General features: G+C 56.5%; 18 protein-coding genes. 5 read left to right on the top strand and 13 right to left on the bottom strand.

The features are described from left to right. Window positions 1–33: 33 nt before the first annotated feature. The 8 genes from K3757_RS07530 to K3757_RS07495 form a co-directional block, all read right to left on the bottom strand. Window positions 34–468: a DsrE family protein gene (locus tag K3757_RS07530; protein WP_260000702.1), complete on the bottom strand. Its 435-nt coding sequence runs from the start codon at window positions 466–468 to the stop codon at window positions 34–36. 25 nt (window positions 469–493) lie between these two features. Further along, window positions 494–2197, bottom strand: coding sequence for a thiosulfohydrolase SoxB (gene soxB / locus K3757_RS07525; RefSeq protein ID WP_260000700.1), 1704 nt, complete (start codon window positions 2195–2197; stop codon window positions 494–496). Between the two features lie 95 nt (window positions 2198–2292). Then, on the bottom strand, window positions 2293–3138 hold the full coding sequence (gene soxA / locus K3757_RS07520; protein ID WP_260000698.1) for a sulfur oxidation c-type cytochrome SoxA: 846 nt from the start codon (window positions 3136–3138) through the stop codon (window positions 2293–2295). A gap of 27 nt (window positions 3139–3165) precedes the next feature. Further along, window positions 3166–3495, bottom strand: a complete 330-nt coding sequence (gene soxZ, locus K3757_RS07515) for a thiosulfate oxidation carrier complex protein SoxZ (RefSeq protein ID WP_260000696.1) — start codon at window positions 3493–3495, stop codon at window positions 3166–3168. A gap of 21 nt (window positions 3496–3516) precedes the next feature. Further along, window positions 3517–3933 (bottom strand): thiosulfate oxidation carrier protein SoxY, encoded by a 417-nt coding sequence (gene soxY / locus K3757_RS07510; RefSeq protein WP_260000694.1) that lies wholly within the window; start codon window positions 3931–3933, stop codon window positions 3517–3519. A gap of 32 nt (window positions 3934–3965) precedes the next feature. Continuing rightward, a complete protein-coding gene (gene soxX, locus K3757_RS07505; RefSeq protein WP_260000692.1) occupies window positions 3966–4439 on the bottom strand; it encodes a sulfur oxidation c-type cytochrome SoxX in 474 nt (157 codons plus the stop codon). A 119-nt stretch (window positions 4440–4558) separates the two neighbouring features. Then, the gene (locus K3757_RS07500; RefSeq protein ID WP_260000690.1) at window positions 4559–5122 is read right to left on the bottom strand and encodes a thioredoxin family protein; all 564 of its coding nucleotides are present in this window, start codon (window positions 5120–5122) and stop codon (window positions 4559–4561) included. Between the two features lie 14 nt (window positions 5123–5136). Further along, the gene (locus tag K3757_RS07495) at window positions 5137–5877 is read right to left on the bottom strand and encodes a cytochrome c biogenesis CcdA family protein (protein ID WP_260000688.1); all 741 of its coding nucleotides are present in this window, start codon (window positions 5875–5877) and stop codon (window positions 5137–5139) included. 70 nt (window positions 5878–5947) lie between these two features. Here K3757_RS07495 and K3757_RS07490 point away from each other — a divergent pair, with 70 nt between their 5' ends. From K3757_RS07490 to K3757_RS07480, 3 genes are all read left to right on the top strand, one after another. Next, window positions 5948–6316 (top strand): hypothetical protein, encoded by a 369-nt coding sequence (locus tag K3757_RS07490; RefSeq protein WP_260000686.1) that lies wholly within the window; start codon window positions 5948–5950, stop codon window positions 6314–6316. A 106-nt stretch (window positions 6317–6422) separates the two neighbouring features. Then, the gene (locus K3757_RS07485) at window positions 6423–6758 is read left to right on the top strand and encodes a helix-turn-helix transcriptional regulator (protein WP_260001212.1); all 336 of its coding nucleotides are present in this window, start codon (window positions 6423–6425) and stop codon (window positions 6756–6758) included. 58 nt (window positions 6759–6816) lie between these two features. Further along, window positions 6817–7872, top strand: coding sequence for a YeeE/YedE family protein (locus tag K3757_RS07480; RefSeq protein ID WP_260000684.1), 1056 nt, complete (start codon window positions 6817–6819; stop codon window positions 7870–7872). Window positions 7873–7874: 2 nt separating this feature from the next. On the opposite strand, the gene K3757_RS07475 is transcribed toward K3757_RS07480, so the two are convergent. From K3757_RS07475 to K3757_RS07465, 3 genes are read right to left on the bottom strand one after another with little or no spacing between them, the layout of a single operon-like run. Beyond that, entirely contained in the window at window positions 7875–8303 is a 429-nt protein-coding gene (locus K3757_RS07475) for a YqaA family protein (RefSeq protein ID WP_260000682.1), read from the bottom strand. Beyond that, window positions 8300–9337 carry an FAD-dependent oxidoreductase gene (locus tag K3757_RS07470; protein WP_260000680.1) on the bottom strand — a complete coding sequence of 346 codons (1038 nt, stop codon included), beginning with the start codon at window positions 9335–9337 and terminating at the stop codon, window positions 8300–8302. Before K3757_RS07470 ends, K3757_RS07475 begins: the two co-directional genes overlap by 4 nt. A gap of 30 nt (window positions 9338–9367) precedes the next feature. After that, window positions 9368–10036: a cupin domain-containing protein gene (locus tag K3757_RS07465; RefSeq protein ID WP_260000678.1), complete on the bottom strand. Its 669-nt coding sequence runs from the start codon at window positions 10034–10036 to the stop codon at window positions 9368–9370. Window positions 10037–10218: 182 nt separating this feature from the next. Here K3757_RS07465 and trhA point away from each other — a divergent pair, with 182 nt between their 5' ends. Beyond that, entirely contained in the window at window positions 10219–10869 is a 651-nt protein-coding gene (trhA, locus tag K3757_RS07460; protein ID WP_260000676.1) for a PAQR family membrane homeostasis protein TrhA, read from the top strand. Window positions 10870–10898: 29 nt separating this feature from the next. Here trhA and K3757_RS07455 read toward each other — a convergent pair whose 3' ends face one another. Both K3757_RS07455 and K3757_RS07450 read right to left on the bottom strand, forming a co-directional pair. Continuing rightward, window positions 10899–12071: an iron-containing alcohol dehydrogenase gene (locus K3757_RS07455; protein WP_260000674.1), complete on the bottom strand. Its 1173-nt coding sequence runs from the start codon at window positions 12069–12071 to the stop codon at window positions 10899–10901. A 42-nt stretch (window positions 12072–12113) separates the two neighbouring features. Continuing rightward, window positions 12114–13229, bottom strand: coding sequence for an NADH:flavin oxidoreductase/NADH oxidase (locus K3757_RS07450; protein ID WP_260000672.1), 1116 nt, complete (start codon window positions 13227–13229; stop codon window positions 12114–12116). Between the two features lie 146 nt (window positions 13230–13375). Here K3757_RS07450 and K3757_RS07445 point away from each other — a divergent pair, with 146 nt between their 5' ends. Next, window positions 13376–14068 carry a hypothetical protein gene (locus tag K3757_RS07445; protein WP_260000670.1) on the top strand — a complete coding sequence of 231 codons (693 nt, stop codon included), beginning with the start codon at window positions 13376–13378 and terminating at the stop codon, window positions 14066–14068. The last annotated feature ends 246 nt before the right edge of the window (window positions 14069–14314 follow it).

Genomic DNA, 14314 nt, shown 5'->3' with positions numbered 1-14314 from the left:
CTTTTGTTAGCTAGCAACAATCAGGCCGCTGAATCAGGGCCGGATGTAGGCATAGTCTTTCTCTTGTAATTCAATCAGGCGCACGACACCGGAGGGCACAATGGTCGCCTCATCCATCAAGGTGATGTCTTTGCCTGCTTTTTTGCTCATATTGCGCAGAGTGTTGCCGCACGCGGCAAAGCTCAGATTTTCCATCTCTAGCGACATTGTCGAAATGCGGTCCTCGACAGGGCTTTTGCCCGGGACAAACATGTTGAGCCCCGGACCATAGGCCACCAGCTCAACCATGACTGTGTCGCCTTGTGCCTCATAATAGCTGGTCAGGTTGGCGACGTTGTTGAGAGCCATGTTCATCACCTGAGGATCGTTCTGATCCACATGCACAGCCACACGGTGCACCACACCTTCGGCAAAAGCACTGGTGGCCATCATCACGGTCAAAGCCGTTGTCGCGATAAATCTCTTCATGGTATCTCTCCCTGTCGGGCCGGATTTACGCGCCGACCACTTCCACGCTGTTATTTGGGTCAAGCGAGATCGTGCCTTGTTTGGCGATATGCGCCTCGACCACATCCCAGATTTTCGGGCCTTCCGTGCCTTCGTTGACCGAAGCCCAGCCCGCAATCTGATAGGTTTTCGACGGATCAATCTTCTCGCCTGTTTTCAGCAGAGTCATCTCGGTGATACGGCTGCCCTGCGGCTTGGTCACATCGATTTTATAGCCAAGTCCGCCCGTGCGCACCATGTCGCCGCCCTGTTGGTAATAGGGATCGGGGTTGAACAGGTTGTCGGCCACATCCTCTAGCACCACATGCAGGAATTCACCTGTCATTTCAGTGCGGTAAGCCTCACCGTAGGTCATAGAAGTGACGTTCCAGATGTCTTCGCGGGTGATGTCCTGACCGGGCAGGATGGACGGCCCCCAGCGCACGCCAGGGCTAAGCGCGATGTCTGCCTCACGCTCCGAGATCAGCGCATCGCAGATCAGGTCATCCCATGTCCCGTTAAAATTCCCACGGCGATAAAGCGTTTGTGCATCGCCTGTGCGGCCAATGACTTCGCTCAGCTGGTCTGCATAGGGCGCGCGCTGCTCATCAATCAGCTTGGCCACCTCGGCGTCCGGCGTAATCACGTCCGAGAAGATCGGGATCAACTTATGACGGAAGCCCATCATCCGCCCATTCTGTACATCCAGATCAACCCGGCTGACAAACTTGCCGTTAGAACCGGAGGCGACGATAATCGTCTCACCAACCAGCACAGGTTCGGGCAGCGCGTCGTGGGTGTGACCTGACAGGATCACATCAATGCCGGTAACTTTACCCGCCATCTGCTTATCAACGTCAAAGCCGTTGTGGCTGAGGCATACGACAAGCTCGGCACCCTTCGCGCGCACTTCGTCAACCATGGCCTGCATATTCTCGTCGCGGATACCAAAGGAGTATTCGGGGAACATCCAGCCCGGATTGGCGATGGGCATGTAGGGGAATGCCTGACCGATCACGGCTACTTTTACGCCGCCAGTCTCATAGAATTTATAGGGCGGGAAGAGGTCGGATGGCTCATCCCATTCAGCGTCAAAGATGTTCTGGCCAAGGGCGGCGAACGGCAGACCTTCAACGATCTCGTTCACCCGGTCAGAGCCGAGTGTGAATTCCCAGTGGAACGTCATCGCGTCAGGCTTGAGCGCGTTCATGACATTTACCATGTCCTGCCCTTGGGTCTGGTAGCAGGTGTAGCTGCCGTGCCATGTATCGCCGCCATCCAGCAGCAGTGCGTCAGGGCGGTCAGCACGGATCGAATTGATCACGGTGGCCACACGGTCCAGCCCGCCAACACGGCCATAGCTCTGCGCCAAGGCGCTGAAATCATTGTAGGACAGCGCATAGGCAGACGGGCTGCCGTCCTCGATGCCGTAAAGCTTGCGGAAGTCGGCGCCAGTAACATGGGGTACAGCGCCCTTGTTGCCGCCTACCCCGATGTTAATCTCCGGCTCTCGGAAATAGATCGGTTTTAGCTGAGCATGGATGTCGGTGATGTGGATCAACGAGACATTCCCGAAGGTGTCAAACTCTAGCAGCTTGTCTTGCGTCAGCGCCTGTTGGGCAGCCAGACGCGCCCAGTTCCCAAAACCAGAAGAGCCGTAAAGGGCGGCTGCTGCCATGCTGGTTTGCAAAAAATCACGACGAGAAATCATTTTGGGAACTCCCAGTTGCGCATACATATGCGCATTATTGAATGGATTAGAGCAGAAAAGCCCCGCGCCGATCTCTCGGGCGGGGCTCAGATAGTTTAGTTGCGGACGGCTGGACCTTCGACACTCAGGCCGTTGCCGCGGGACGCGACATAAAGCTCAAGTGCGACGAACTCTTGGCTGCCCGGGCTATAAGTCTCGGCGCGGGTATCGCGCACACAACCTTTAAAGCGGCTATGCGCCGAATTCAGCTTTGTGTTTTTCAGACGATAGACAGGGAAGCCGTTGATCTGGCCCTGGCTCAGGTGGTCTGCACGGATCATGTTGCCATAGTTGTCTTCGTGGCAATTTGCGCAAGACAGTTCAAGCTGGCCTGTCCGTGTGTAATACAGCTCTTTGCCCTGCTCCCACATCGATTGCGCGGGTCCGTCGATTGCGACGTTCACGGGCAAACCACGGGAAACAGACGCCAGCAATGCGGTCATGTTGACCATATCGCCACCAGTGTACTTCCACTCGTCTGCGCCCATCTGGTTGGTGCGGCAGTCGTTGATCTGCATTTCAAGCGTGCGTACTTCGCCAGCGTCTGCATTCCACTTCGGATACGTCGGACGCACTTCAGACATGTCCGCAGATGCACCGTGGCAATCTGCACATGATTTGCCTGCGCTCCCCTCGGCTGTGTTCCAGACCTCCTCCGCCTGTTCCACAAAAATCATGCCGGGGTTGTCGAAGTCATCCGCCTGCATCGCACGGGTCTCTGTCCCGCGGAACAGCCAGCCTGACATCACTTCGTCCAACGCGTCAGAAACATGCTCTGGCGCGGCAGTGCGCGTGACCATTTCAGTCTCTTCGTTGAGGATCAGATTGTCATCGACCGGATCGGCAAAAGCTGCCGATGTTGTCAACAGAGTTGCAAGCAGTGCGCCTGTCAATTTCCGCATGGTGTCCCTCCCAAGGTAAAAATGCGTTCAGCCGATCGCGATTGTTTTTGCGTCTTCGTAGACCGAGCCGTCGTCGTCGTACCATGTGAATTTGAATTCACCGGCCTCAGGGACCAATGCTTCGAATTCGAAGTACGGGTTGGTGGAGATCGCAGGCTCCATCTTCACGTCAATCACGCTCTCACCGTTGAATTCACAGGTGAAACGATTGATGATCGAACGCGGAATGGCATTGCCTTCCTTGTCCTTGCGCTGACCGGATTCCATCTTGTGGCTGATCAGCGTTTTGATTGTGATGGCCTCGCCGGCGGTTGCCGATTTTGGTACTTTGACGCGTGGTTTTACATCAGATGCCATGATTGTTTCTCCTAAAGACCTTTAGCCGCCGCAGCCGCCGATTGTTACTTTCACAGTGCTAGACGCCTGCACGAACGATCCATCGTCCAGCTTGGCGATTGCAACGACGTCCTGCGTGCCCGCGAGGCGGATGCGTGTTGATGCAGAACGCGATCCGGCCAGTTTGCCGAACTTGAACGTTGCAACACCCGGTGTGGGGTTGCCTGTTGCCAGCAACATGATCTCGGCAGCTGTTTCCGAAGATACTTCGACCGGCACAGTGTTACCGTTCTCGGCGATTTCGGGGGCTGTCAGGCTGATGTCACCAGACCCGATTTCTGCGCCACCCGTAAAGGCAGCGATTGCTTCTTCTGCCGCCGCCGATGCGCGGATCGGCAAGCCTGCGATCAAAAGGGCCCCTGCCCCCATCGCAATGGCGTCACGTCTCGTCATTTCCATCTGTATACTCCTTCATTCCCGTTCGGGTTTGATTATTCTTTGAGGGTGGCCAAATAGGCCACTACGTCTTCAACTTGTTGCGCGGACAGCAGCGGGCCGAAAGTGTCATCCGCCGCTTTGCCTGTGTAGGCGTTGCCCGGGCGTATGTAGCCTTCGGTGCGATAGAAGGACGGCATCATGCTGCCCTCGAACATCACCTTTGCATTCGCAACGATCCCGCGCAGCTCCGCTTCGGACCAACGCTCCCCCGCGCCATCCAGCATAGGGCCGATGTTGCCCTGAAATGGCACATCCGCCAGGTCGCTGACTTCATGACAGGCAACGCAGTTACCCTGCTTTTTATCGCCGACGATCAAACGACCGTTGGCAGCATCACCAGCAACGCCGGTCAATGATTGTTCAACTGCGCCGTCAGTATAGCTAACTGCTGTCGGCGCCACATCTTCGGCGTATACGCCCGAAGCCATAAGCCCAGCCGTGATGGCTGTAATACCAAAAATCCTCATGAGTCCTCCCTCAGACCTTATTCGGTATACCGTAGCGCACACTCTCGACATCACGCAACAACAAATTCAGTTAATTGAATTATAACGTGCGAAATCCCGCAGGACCGCTACCGAAACCCTTATTTACTTTGCTCTTCGAACTTGCGGGCATGGTACTTTTGAAACGGTTCATCGCCATCATACCCTTTTTCAACGACCCAATTGAGCATATTGAAGGTGGTATGACGCCCGAAAGCGCCCGGCATTGTGGCGACCGCCGCCCGAGAAGCGCTCAACCCTTCATCCACCTCTTCAGGAAAGAACAAAATCATCGGCGTAAACAATGCGCCCCACTTTTTGACCATGTCCTTTTCGGCCAGAGCCTCCCCGTCAAAGTCGGTTACTTCGACATCACCAAACATGTTGATCTGCACAACAAAGTAGTTCTCATTAATATAGGAGGCGATCTCTTCGACGGGAAAAACCTCTTCGTGCATCTTTTTACAGTAGATGCAGCCGCGCTGTTCGATGATGACCATCAAACGCTTGCCTTCAGCGTTCGCCTCTTCGAGATCTTCGGAAAGATCCTTGAACGTGTCACGCATCCACGGCGCTTTGTGCAGGCCGTCATCTCCCAATATTGCGGCATTCGCCCAGACGGTCATTGCAATCAGCGCAAGGCTCGCAGTTATCAATTTCTTCATATGACGTCCTCCCATTATCCTATTGTACCGAAAGTGGGCACCACAGACAGCATCCACTGGGCGATGTAATTCATCGAATTGGTGGCAATCAACAGACCGAATACGATCAACATGATACCCATAATTTTTTCAATTTTTCCAAGGTGTTTGCGGAACTTCTGCATCCAACGCATGAACGGACCGATGAAAAATGCCGCAAGGATGAACGGCGCAGTCATGCCCACACCATAGACAAACAACAAACCCGCACCGGTTGACGCTGTGTCAGCCCCGCCCGCCATGAACAGGATCGCCGCCAGAACAGGCCCGACACAAGGTGTCCAACCAAAGGCAAACGCCAGTCCGATCACATAGGCCCCCAGCAGACTTACATTTGAAGTGCTGCCGGTATCCGCGCGCATCTGACGGTAAAGAATGCCGATGCGGATAACGCCGAGAAAATGCAGGCCCATCGCGATGATGATCGCCGCTGCGACCCAGCGCAAAATATCGAAGTATTCGCGCACCACCTGCCCGAACATCGTGGCGGCCGCCCCTAAGCCCATGAAAATCGTAATGACGCCCGCCGCAAAAAAGCACGCAGCCATCACCGCGCGGCGGCGTGTCTTGCGATCAATTGTAGCCTCCGCACTGATCTGATTCATACCGACCCCTGCAAGATAGCTCAGGTAAAATGGGACAATCGGCAGGATGCAGGGCGACAGGAATGAAAGAAGTCCTGCCAGTGCCGCACCGGCAAAAGTAATTTCCATCATGGTAGTGGCGCACCCTTGTAAAATTCACATATTCAGATTACGTTATTTAAGTATCAAAGGTCAATTTGGCATGTTCGTACGGTCTCTCTTTTTTGGTGCTTTGGTGGCATGCCTCAGCGTATCGGCTGCTTTGGCAGACGTGCGTCTGATCATGGTAGAGGAAGAGGGTTGCATGTGGTGTGCGCGCTGGAACGAAGAAATCTCTGAAATCTATCCGAAAACGGCTGAAGGTCAGGCTGCTCCGTTGCGGCGCATCGATATCCGCGCTCCCTCTCCTGATGATCTGACATTTGCGCGCCCGCTGTTTTTCACACCGACGTTTGTGCTGGTTGTGGATAACACCGAAGTATCCCGCATCGAAGGCTATCCCGGTGAGGATTTCTTTTGGGGATTGCTAAAACAGATGCTCGAACGCGAAAAAGTTGAATTGACCAATTAGTTTATGATAGGAAGCCCGTGGCTTAGGCTAACGTGTGGGTGAGGCCCTTATGAACCTTCGAAATAACGATCTTAGCGCCGGAAAAGCATCGGCATACGAGGAAAAAATGGGCCTACCGGTATTTGACGTGAACATGTGTGAAGAAGATATGGACAAGATGGCAGCAAGCGCCGTCGAAGCGTCAAACTTCCTCAAAGCAATCAGCCATGAAGGCCGATTGATGATTTTGTGTCACCTCGCCTCCGGCGAGAAATCTGTTACCGAACTTGAAGAGCTTTTGTCTGCGCGGCAGGCAGCTGTTTCACAACAGCTGTCGCGCTTGCGGCTTGAAGGGCTTGTGACACCGCGGCGTGACGGTAAGACAATCTTTTACAGCCTTACTGACGACCGCCCCAAACAGATCATGGAAGTCGTATATGATCTGTTCTGCCGGTCAAATTGAGACTGCGCGCAGCTGATATGCCGCGTAGGGCCAATGCACTCTGTGTGGCCCTCTAGATATGTTTGATATTTTGCCTGAACCGGTGTTAGTGGCCCTTGTCGGGCTGTTTGGCGGTGTGTTGCTTGGACTTGCAGCACGTATTGGCAGGTTCTGCACACTTGGCGCTATCGAAGATCTTTACTATGGAGAGAACCCGCTGCGTTTGCGGATGTGGGGCATTGCGATCGGCGTGTCGGTCATCGGTACGTTCGGCCTGTCTGCGGGCGGATTGCTTGAACTGGATCAGACGCTTTACCTCAGCCGCATCTGGAATCCTGTGGCCAGCGTTGTTGGCGGCCTCGTGTTCGGTTACGGCATGGCGCTTGCGGGCAACTGCGGCTACGGCGCACTTGCCCGTGTCGGCGGAGGAGACCTGCGATCCCTCCTGATTGTACTGGTAATGGGTGTCTCTGCCTATATGGCGCTTGGCGGGCCTGTCTCAGGGCTTCGGATTTGGGCGTTCGGCGACGCCATTCCTGCGGATACCGCCCCCGGCATTGCACAGGCCGCAGGGCGTCTGACGGGTATGTCGCCTGATCTGGTCGGTATCGCACTAGGATGCGTGATCCTAGCCCTTACCCTGCTCAGCCGCTCTTTGCGGGCCTCACCCAGTCACATCTTTTGGGGAGCGATTGCAGGCCTTGCGATTGTCAGCGGATGGGCGGGAACCCAATGGGTAGCCAGCAACGGGTATGACGCGACCCCTATCGTTAGCCACACATTTTCAGCACCCATCGGCGAGACACTTCTTTATGCCATGACATCCTCCGGCAATACGATCAGCTTTGGGACAGGCTCTGTTGTGGGGGTATTGCTGGGCGCCTTGGTTGGCAGCTTGGTCAAAGGGCATTTCCGTTGGGAAGCTTGTGATGATCCGCGAGAGCTGCGCCGACAAATCCTTGGTGCGGCGCTGATGGGGGTTGGCGCGGTTGTGGCAGTGGGATGCAGCATTGGTCAGGGGTTGTCCGGATTTTCCGTCCTTGCCTACAGCGCACCGGTAACATTGCTAAGCATCATGGCAGGTGCCGCCCTTGGCCTGCGCCAATTGATCTGGGGTTTCGCCCCTTCTGTCTAGGTCTAGACCCAGCTCAGGACCAGGGCGGCCAACACCAGATAGCGGCCTGCCTTGGCAATCGTGACAATCACGACAAACGGAACCAAGGGTTCGCGCATGACCCCCGCGACGACAGTCAACGGATCACCAACAATCGGCAACCAGCTACCCAACAAAGACCAGCGACCGTAACGCGCGTACCAGCGCTGTGCCCGCTCAAGCTGCGTGTCCGAGCTGGGAAACCAGCGGCGTTCCTTGAACCGCAACAGCGCGCGCCCCAGGTACCAGTTGACGATTGAGCCAAGCACATTCCCGACAGTTGCAACCGTGATCAGCAACCCAACAGATCGACCACCTGCGGCCAACAGACCTGTCAGAACCGCCTCGGATTGCATCGGCAGGACAGTCGCCGCGACAAGCGCCGATGCGAACAGCCCGATATAGGCGATCATGCGCGCATCACAGCCTCTGCCGCCTCAAGAGCGCCTTCCAGATAGCCACCAAATTGCTGCGCCACTTCGGTCCCCGCCATACTTAGACGTCCGTCCCACAGGTCCTGTAGCGCGGCGGGCATCCCGTAATCGGGATGGGCATAAAGCGGCGCGCGGTCTGCATCAGTTGCCGTCAACGGATCATAAGCCCAGTCTTGAACAATCAGCTTTATTGGCTGCGCAGCGTCTGGGCCAAACAGCCGGACAAGCTGAGCCAGAAGCTGCTGTCGGAGGACTGGCACATCCGCCCTGCCCTCGGGCGGCACTCCGATAAAACCAAACAACGCACCGGGGCCACCACGGTCAGGCGAGGCATCATGAATCTCGACCATCGGGCCAAAGCGGCTTGTGGCATCGCCTGACAGTCCGGCTGTCCGCCAAAAGGCCGTTTCATAGACAGCGACGGCCTTTGCCTGACCTGCCATCCATGTGGGCACACCGCCCATCACTGCCATAGTTGCCTTGGGCAATGCGGGTTCAAAGTCGATTTGCGTTGCGACACGCGGTGGTAATGCCAGCACGACACGCCCCGCGTGCAGGGTTTCGCCGCCTGCCAGCTTCGCAGCGATTCCGTCTCGCGTTCGGGAAAGCGCCGTAACCAGAGCATTCAACCGCACGCGATCTTGCGACAAACGGCGAAGCAAAGCCGCCGTTAACGCGCCCAGCCCCCCTTCAAGCCGCCAAGAGCCCTCCATCGAGGCAAACCCGCGCCCGCGCTGAACGTGACCCTGCGAATCCTCGAACGTCAACGCGCCAGCCGCGTATTGATCGAACTTTTGCAATCCTAGCCGTTCAATAAGTGCGGCAATCCGTGGCTGGCCCGGCCAAAACCACGCAGGCCCCAGATCAAACGCCGCACCGCCGACATGCTCTGTCAGGATACGGCCGCCAACACACGCGCGCGCGTCGACAAGCAGGTAATCATGGCCCGCGCGCTCAAACGCCTCGGCCAAAGCAAGCCCCGATAGGCCCGCCCCGATGATCAATGTCCGCATGTCAGCCCTCGTTTGTGCGCCGCAACCACATCAAACCTGTGGCGCTTGCGCAAAAGGCAAATGTCCTGTCTTGATCCAGACCTGTGCCCCGCTCTCGCCAGCAACAGCTTGCAGCGCAGCCCCTTCCGGCAACCTGAGCCATGCGCCTTTTTCAAGGGTCTCACCACCTTCTTGTACTGCCCCGCCAAGCACCAGCATTTCAATGCCGCCTGCGTCGCTATTGGCAAGCATGGCGCCAGCTTCCAGCACATGATATGTGACCGTTTCACGCGCATCGCTGTGCAGCAACGCGGTGGCAACACCATCCCGCGCATCGCCAAGCGCCCCTGACATGTCCTTGCGGAACTGGGTGCGATCCTTTGGATCAAACTGCCAAAGCTTCACAAAGATCACGCAGCCTTCTGCCGCACCGGGGGTATGGGAGGTGGTCGGCGGATTGCGCACATAGGTGCCGGCGGGATAGTCCCCGTGTTCATCCTGAAACACGCCTTCCAACACGATGAATTCCTCACCGCCAGTGTGGGTATGCGCAGAAAACTTGCTGCCCGGCGCATAGCGCACGATTGAAGTCGCACGCGCCACTTCTCCGCCAATCCGGTCCAGCATCCGGCGGTCCACACCCGCCATCGGGGACGCGACCCAGTCAATTCGGTCAGAGTGAACGACAACGCGGGACGTAAAATCGGCGTTAAGTTCCATGGTGTTTTTCCTTTGATCTGGGGACCTGAGTACGGCTGCTGTGCCAACATATGGGGCATCTGTGCCCGATCTCCAACGGGTACCGACGTCTTTTGCACAGCATGGGTAACTGACGCACCGGAATTCTGGACACGATAGCCCTTAACGACTACCTCGGAAGCATCCAAATACCAGAGCATGTCATGGCAGAAACAACCTATCCCAGCGTGAACCCGACCCACCGCCGCGCCGATCTGGCCGTGCATATTGTCGGTTTAACACTTGTGTTGGGTGCAGGTGGCTTCCTGATCGCGAAAGCCACTGGCGCGGTCGGACCTGCGCTGCTGATTGCCGTCATGGTCTATGTGCTGTTTGCCCTACTGTCGAATCTGGCCTCCTGTGCCTATCATTTTTCGCCATGGCATGACCGCCGCGTCAGGCTGCGCAGGATAGATCACGCAGCGATTTACCCAGTTATATCAGGAACTTTCACACCGTTCTTTGTGCAGGCCGGAACGGTGTGGACATTATTCCTGCTTGTGCTTTGTTGGGGTCTGACAGCTTTGGCCATGTGGCACAAAATTACCGGCGAAGCGGTGCAGGCACGCTGGTCGACGGCCTCCTACCTTGGGCTGGGTGCAATCGGACTTTGCGCGCTGCCGGATATGGGCGACGTGCCGCTGTCAACATTGTGGTTCATTATTGGCGGCGCTTTTTGCTATGTGATCGGGACCATGTTTTACGTCCGCCGCAGCATGCCTTATCGCTATGCGATATGGCACACGTGGGTGAATTTTGGCGGTATCGCGATGTTCGCGGGCATCTGGATCGCCCTGTTTCCAGATGCGCTTTAAGCGACCGACCCTGCCATCGCTGAATCGGGCTACAGCGCCTCTTCATAAATCCGGCGCGCGTCTTCCAACGTGACTTCGCGTGGATTATTGACCAGCAATCGCGTCTGATTCATCGCATCCGAAGACAGGCGTTCAATATCACCGACACCGATCCCGACCTGCGAGAGCCCTTTCTCTAGCCCCAGATCAATATTCAATTGAACAAGACGGGCGATGAAGTCTTCGCAAATCTGCTCGGTCGGACGATCCTGATTGATATCGGGGAAAACATGTGGTGCCAGCTCGGCGTAGTCCGCCCCACAGACCTGCGCGTTGAAGCGCATCACCTCGGCCAGAACCAGAGCGTTGGACAGGCCATGCGGGACGTGAAACAGGCTGCCCACAGGATAGGCCAACGCATGCACTGCCGCCACAGGCGAATTGGCAAAGGCCTGCCCCGCCAACATCGACCCCAACAGCATATTGCTACGTGCCGTGATGTTGCTGCCGTTGCCCACGGCTTCACGGATATTGGCCCCCAAAAGGTCCAGAGCCTGTACAGCAAGCATACGGGACAGGGGATTATTGTTGGCGCTTTTGGATGTGTAAGCTTCAATCGCATGCACCATCGCATCCACGCCTGTCGCAGCAGTGATATGTGGCGGCAACCCAAGCGTCAGCTCTGCGTCAAGCAGCGCTACATCTGGTAAAATCAATGGACTGACAATGCCCTTTTTCTCTTCGCTGCCTGTTGTCAGAATGGACACTGCTGTGACCTCTGAGCCTGTACCAGCCGTGGTTGGCACCAATACCAGAGGTAGCCGCGATCCGGTCGCCTGATTAACACCGTAAGCTTCGTCAATTGGTTGCTCGGAATGTGCCAGCAGCGCAATCACCTTCGCCACATCCATTGAGCTGCCGCCACCGAAGCCGACCACACAAGCGATATTGACGGATTTCGCGATCGCGACAGCTTCAAGAACCGTCGTCGCTTTTGGGTCCGGTTCGACACTGTCAAAAACGGTGACCTCGAAGCCGCTATCGCGCAAGCTGCTCAGCGCAGGATCACACAGGCCCAATTTGACGATACCAGGGTCCGTGACGAACATCACTTCGCGCCGCTGTTCAGCAAAGGCCAGCCCGTTCAACAGGGGTCCCAGACGGGTCGCTCCACCCGTGAATTGCCGGATTGAAGGCGTTGTGTTGAATATAAAGTCTGGCATGGCCCCTCCGGTCATACTGAGTGTGGTTTTGTCCTGACCCGTCTAGCGTTGACCCACGCTTGCGTCTTTGAAAAGCGTTGAAAACTCGCGCGGTTGAGAGCGCCAGTATTGCTTGGGCGCTTTGATCTGGGCTCCAAGAGCAGCGGCAGCATGCCACGGCCAGCGCGGATCATAAAGCATGGATCGCGCCAAAGCGATCAGATCGGCGTCACCGTTTTGCAGAATAGCTTCAGCCTGCTCCGGCTCTGTTATCAGCCCCACAGCCATTGTCGGCAAACCGGTGGCAGCCTTGATCTTCGCAGCAAAAGGCACCTGAAAACCAGGGCCGACGGGGATCTTCTGCAAGGGCGACACGCCTGCTGTGCTGACATCGATTGCCACGCACCCCAGTTCTTTCAATCTGGACGAAAGGGTAATCGTGCTTTCCAAGTCCCAGCCATCCGGCACCCAGTCTGTGGCCGAAACCCGTACCCAGACAGGTACATCATCCGGCACAGCGTTTCGCACGGCCTCGAACACCTCAAGCGGAAAGCGCATGCGGTTCTCCAGTGTTCCGCCATAGCCATCGCTGCGGTTATTCGCCAAAGGCGAAAGGAACTGATGCAGCAAATAGCCATGCGCCATATGCACCTCAATCCCGTCAAAGCCCAGTCGCACGGCACGCAGGGCAGTGTCGACGAACGCCTGCTTCACCCGCTCCAGTCCCGCTGCATCCAAAGCCTCGGGCGCTTCTTCCGCAGGTGCGTGCGGCAAGGCAGACGGGGCTTCGGTCATCCACCCCGAAGGCGCATCTGATCTGATTTGCCCACCACCATCCCACGGCGCATGGCTTGATCCTTTCCGGCCCGCGTGGGCGATCTGGATCACCAGCGGCATATCCGATTGCGCGCGGAGCGCCGTCACCACCCGCGCAAGAGCGGTCTCGTTTTCATCCGAATAAAGCCCCAGATCACCAGGGGTAATGCGCCCCCGCGGCGAGACCGCAGTTGCCTCGATGATCAACATCCCGGCACCTGACAGCGCCAGTTGGCCCAGATGGATCAAATGCCAATCCTGCGCGTTACCGTCGACGGCGGAATACTGGCACATGGGCGCAATAACGATACGGTTTTCCAGCGTGAGGTTGCCAAGAATGAATGGTGTGAAAAGAAGACTCATTGCGGCCCGTCCTGTGTTGCTCTTCATTTGATATAGGCTCAGCAGCGACATTCATAGATAAACCCTACCGCTCGATTTCCCGTGCTAACGGCTTTGCAACCCTTTTGCTTCAAAAGCATGGCAGATGTGTTGTTGATGGAGCGTTGATGTCCCCTGCCCGTTATACCCTGCCCTTATTCCTACTGTTCACACAGACCGCCAGTGGAGAGGCGTTGCGCGGCAGCCTGTTTCACTCAACGCCCGTGGCCACGCGGGTGACCGCATCGGGATTGTTTGTCGGCCGCGCGCCGGGCGGGTTGTTCGCGGATCTGCCCGCCCATGAACCTGCCTTTGCCCAAGAAAGGACAGCGCGCATCAAAGGGACGGGTGTTACCCTGATACGTGCACTTATTCAGGAAGCAGAATCGCGGCTTGACGGCTATGATGCCGTGCAACATGGCGCGCGGATCAAGCCCCGCAAACGCCCGACGCAAATGACAATTGCAGAGATATTTGACTGGGTCGATGCAACCCCCGGCCAACCCCACGCCATCGGCCGCTACCAGTTCATTCCCAAAACCCTCCGCAGGGTCGTCGCCCGCGCTGGTATCTCAACATCGCAGCGCTTCAGTGCTGCTGTGCAAGACCAACTGTCGGATATCCTGCTGGCAGAAGCAGGGCTGCACCGTTTTCTTGCCGGCACGCTGGAGCGGCAAGAATTTATGAACAACATGGCAAAAATCTGGGCCGGGCTGCCGAATTCTACAGGTCGTTCTCATTATGAGGGCTACGCAGGGAATAAGGCGTCCATCAGTTGGGACCGCTTCGATGCAGTGATGGCGCAGGTTTCGTCAGGCTAATGCCAAGCGGACATCACAAATCGGGGCGCCTTCTAAATGCCGTCTGCAACAGCGCGTTTGATGGGGGTTTGGGGTTCGGACGAAGTCACAGCTGCTTTCAAAAACGCGCGCACCTGTTTGAGATGTCGATCACGCACCACTCCGAACCTTCAGCAAGCGGCTCACCAAAGAAAAAGGGGTGCCTGTTGGCACCCCGAGGTTCGCGTGACCATGCTCATTAATTTACCGCTCGTTTTATTTTATGCC

The organism is Sulfitobacter sp. S223 (assembly GCF_025143825.1).
Lineage (GTDB): Bacteria > Pseudomonadota > Alphaproteobacteria > Rhodobacterales > Rhodobacteraceae > Sulfitobacter.
Note: the sequence above shows the minus strand (reverse complement) of the source record. Positions and strands in the feature narration are given on the sequence as shown.

What these genes read in the sequence shown, in the direction of transcription:
- soxB (WP_260000700.1), bottom strand. Translation starts at nt 2,197, where the DNA reads ATGATTTCTCGTCGTGATTTTTTGCAAACCAGCATGGCAGCAGCCGCC.
- K3757_RS07530 (WP_260000702.1), bottom strand. Translation starts at nt 468, where the DNA reads ATGAAGAGATTTATCGCGACAACGGCTTTGACCGTGATGATGGCCACC.
- soxA (WP_260000698.1), bottom strand. Translation starts at nt 3,138, where the DNA reads ATGCGGAAATTGACAGGCGCACTGCTTGCAACTCTGTTGACAACATCG.
- soxX (WP_260000692.1), bottom strand. Translation starts at nt 4,439, where the DNA reads ATGAGGATTTTTGGTATTACAGCCATCACGGCTGGGCTTATGGCTTCG.
- K3757_RS07495 (WP_260000688.1), bottom strand. Translation starts at nt 5,877, where the DNA reads ATGATGGAAATTACTTTTGCCGGTGCGGCACTGGCAGGACTTCTTTCA.
- K3757_RS07485 (WP_260001212.1), top strand. Translation starts at nt 6,423, where the DNA reads ATGGGCCTACCGGTATTTGACGTGAACATGTGTGAAGAAGATATGGAC.
- K3757_RS07445 (WP_260000670.1), top strand. Translation starts at nt 13,376, where the DNA reads ATGTCCCCTGCCCGTTATACCCTGCCCTTATTCCTACTGTTCACACAG.
- K3757_RS07470 (WP_260000680.1), bottom strand. Translation starts at nt 9,337, where the DNA reads ATGCGGACATTGATCATCGGGGCGGGCCTATCGGGGCTTGCTTTGGCC.
- K3757_RS07480 (WP_260000684.1), top strand. Translation starts at nt 6,817, where the DNA reads ATGTTTGATATTTTGCCTGAACCGGTGTTAGTGGCCCTTGTCGGGCTG.
- soxZ (WP_260000696.1), bottom strand. Translation starts at nt 3,495, where the DNA reads ATGGCATCTGATGTAAAACCACGCGTCAAAGTACCAAAATCGGCAACC.
- K3757_RS07475 (WP_260000682.1), bottom strand. Translation starts at nt 8,303, where the DNA reads ATGATCGCCTATATCGGGCTGTTCGCATCGGCGCTTGTCGCGGCGACT.
- K3757_RS07450 (WP_260000672.1), bottom strand. Translation starts at nt 13,229, where the DNA reads ATGAGTCTTCTTTTCACACCATTCATTCTTGGCAACCTCACGCTGGAA.
- soxY (WP_260000694.1), bottom strand. Translation starts at nt 3,933, where the DNA reads ATGGAAATGACGAGACGTGACGCCATTGCGATGGGGGCAGGGGCCCTT.
- K3757_RS07465 (WP_260000678.1), bottom strand. Translation starts at nt 10,036, where the DNA reads ATGGAACTTAACGCCGATTTTACGTCCCGCGTTGTCGTTCACTCTGAC.
- K3757_RS07490 (WP_260000686.1), top strand. Translation starts at nt 5,948, where the DNA reads ATGTTCGTACGGTCTCTCTTTTTTGGTGCTTTGGTGGCATGCCTCAGC.
- trhA (WP_260000676.1), top strand. Translation starts at nt 10,219, where the DNA reads ATGGCAGAAACAACCTATCCCAGCGTGAACCCGACCCACCGCCGCGCC.
- K3757_RS07500 (WP_260000690.1), bottom strand. Translation starts at nt 5,122, where the DNA reads ATGAAGAAATTGATAACTGCGAGCCTTGCGCTGATTGCAATGACCGTC.
- K3757_RS07455 (WP_260000674.1), bottom strand. Translation starts at nt 12,071, where the DNA reads ATGCCAGACTTTATATTCAACACAACGCCTTCAATCCGGCAATTCACG.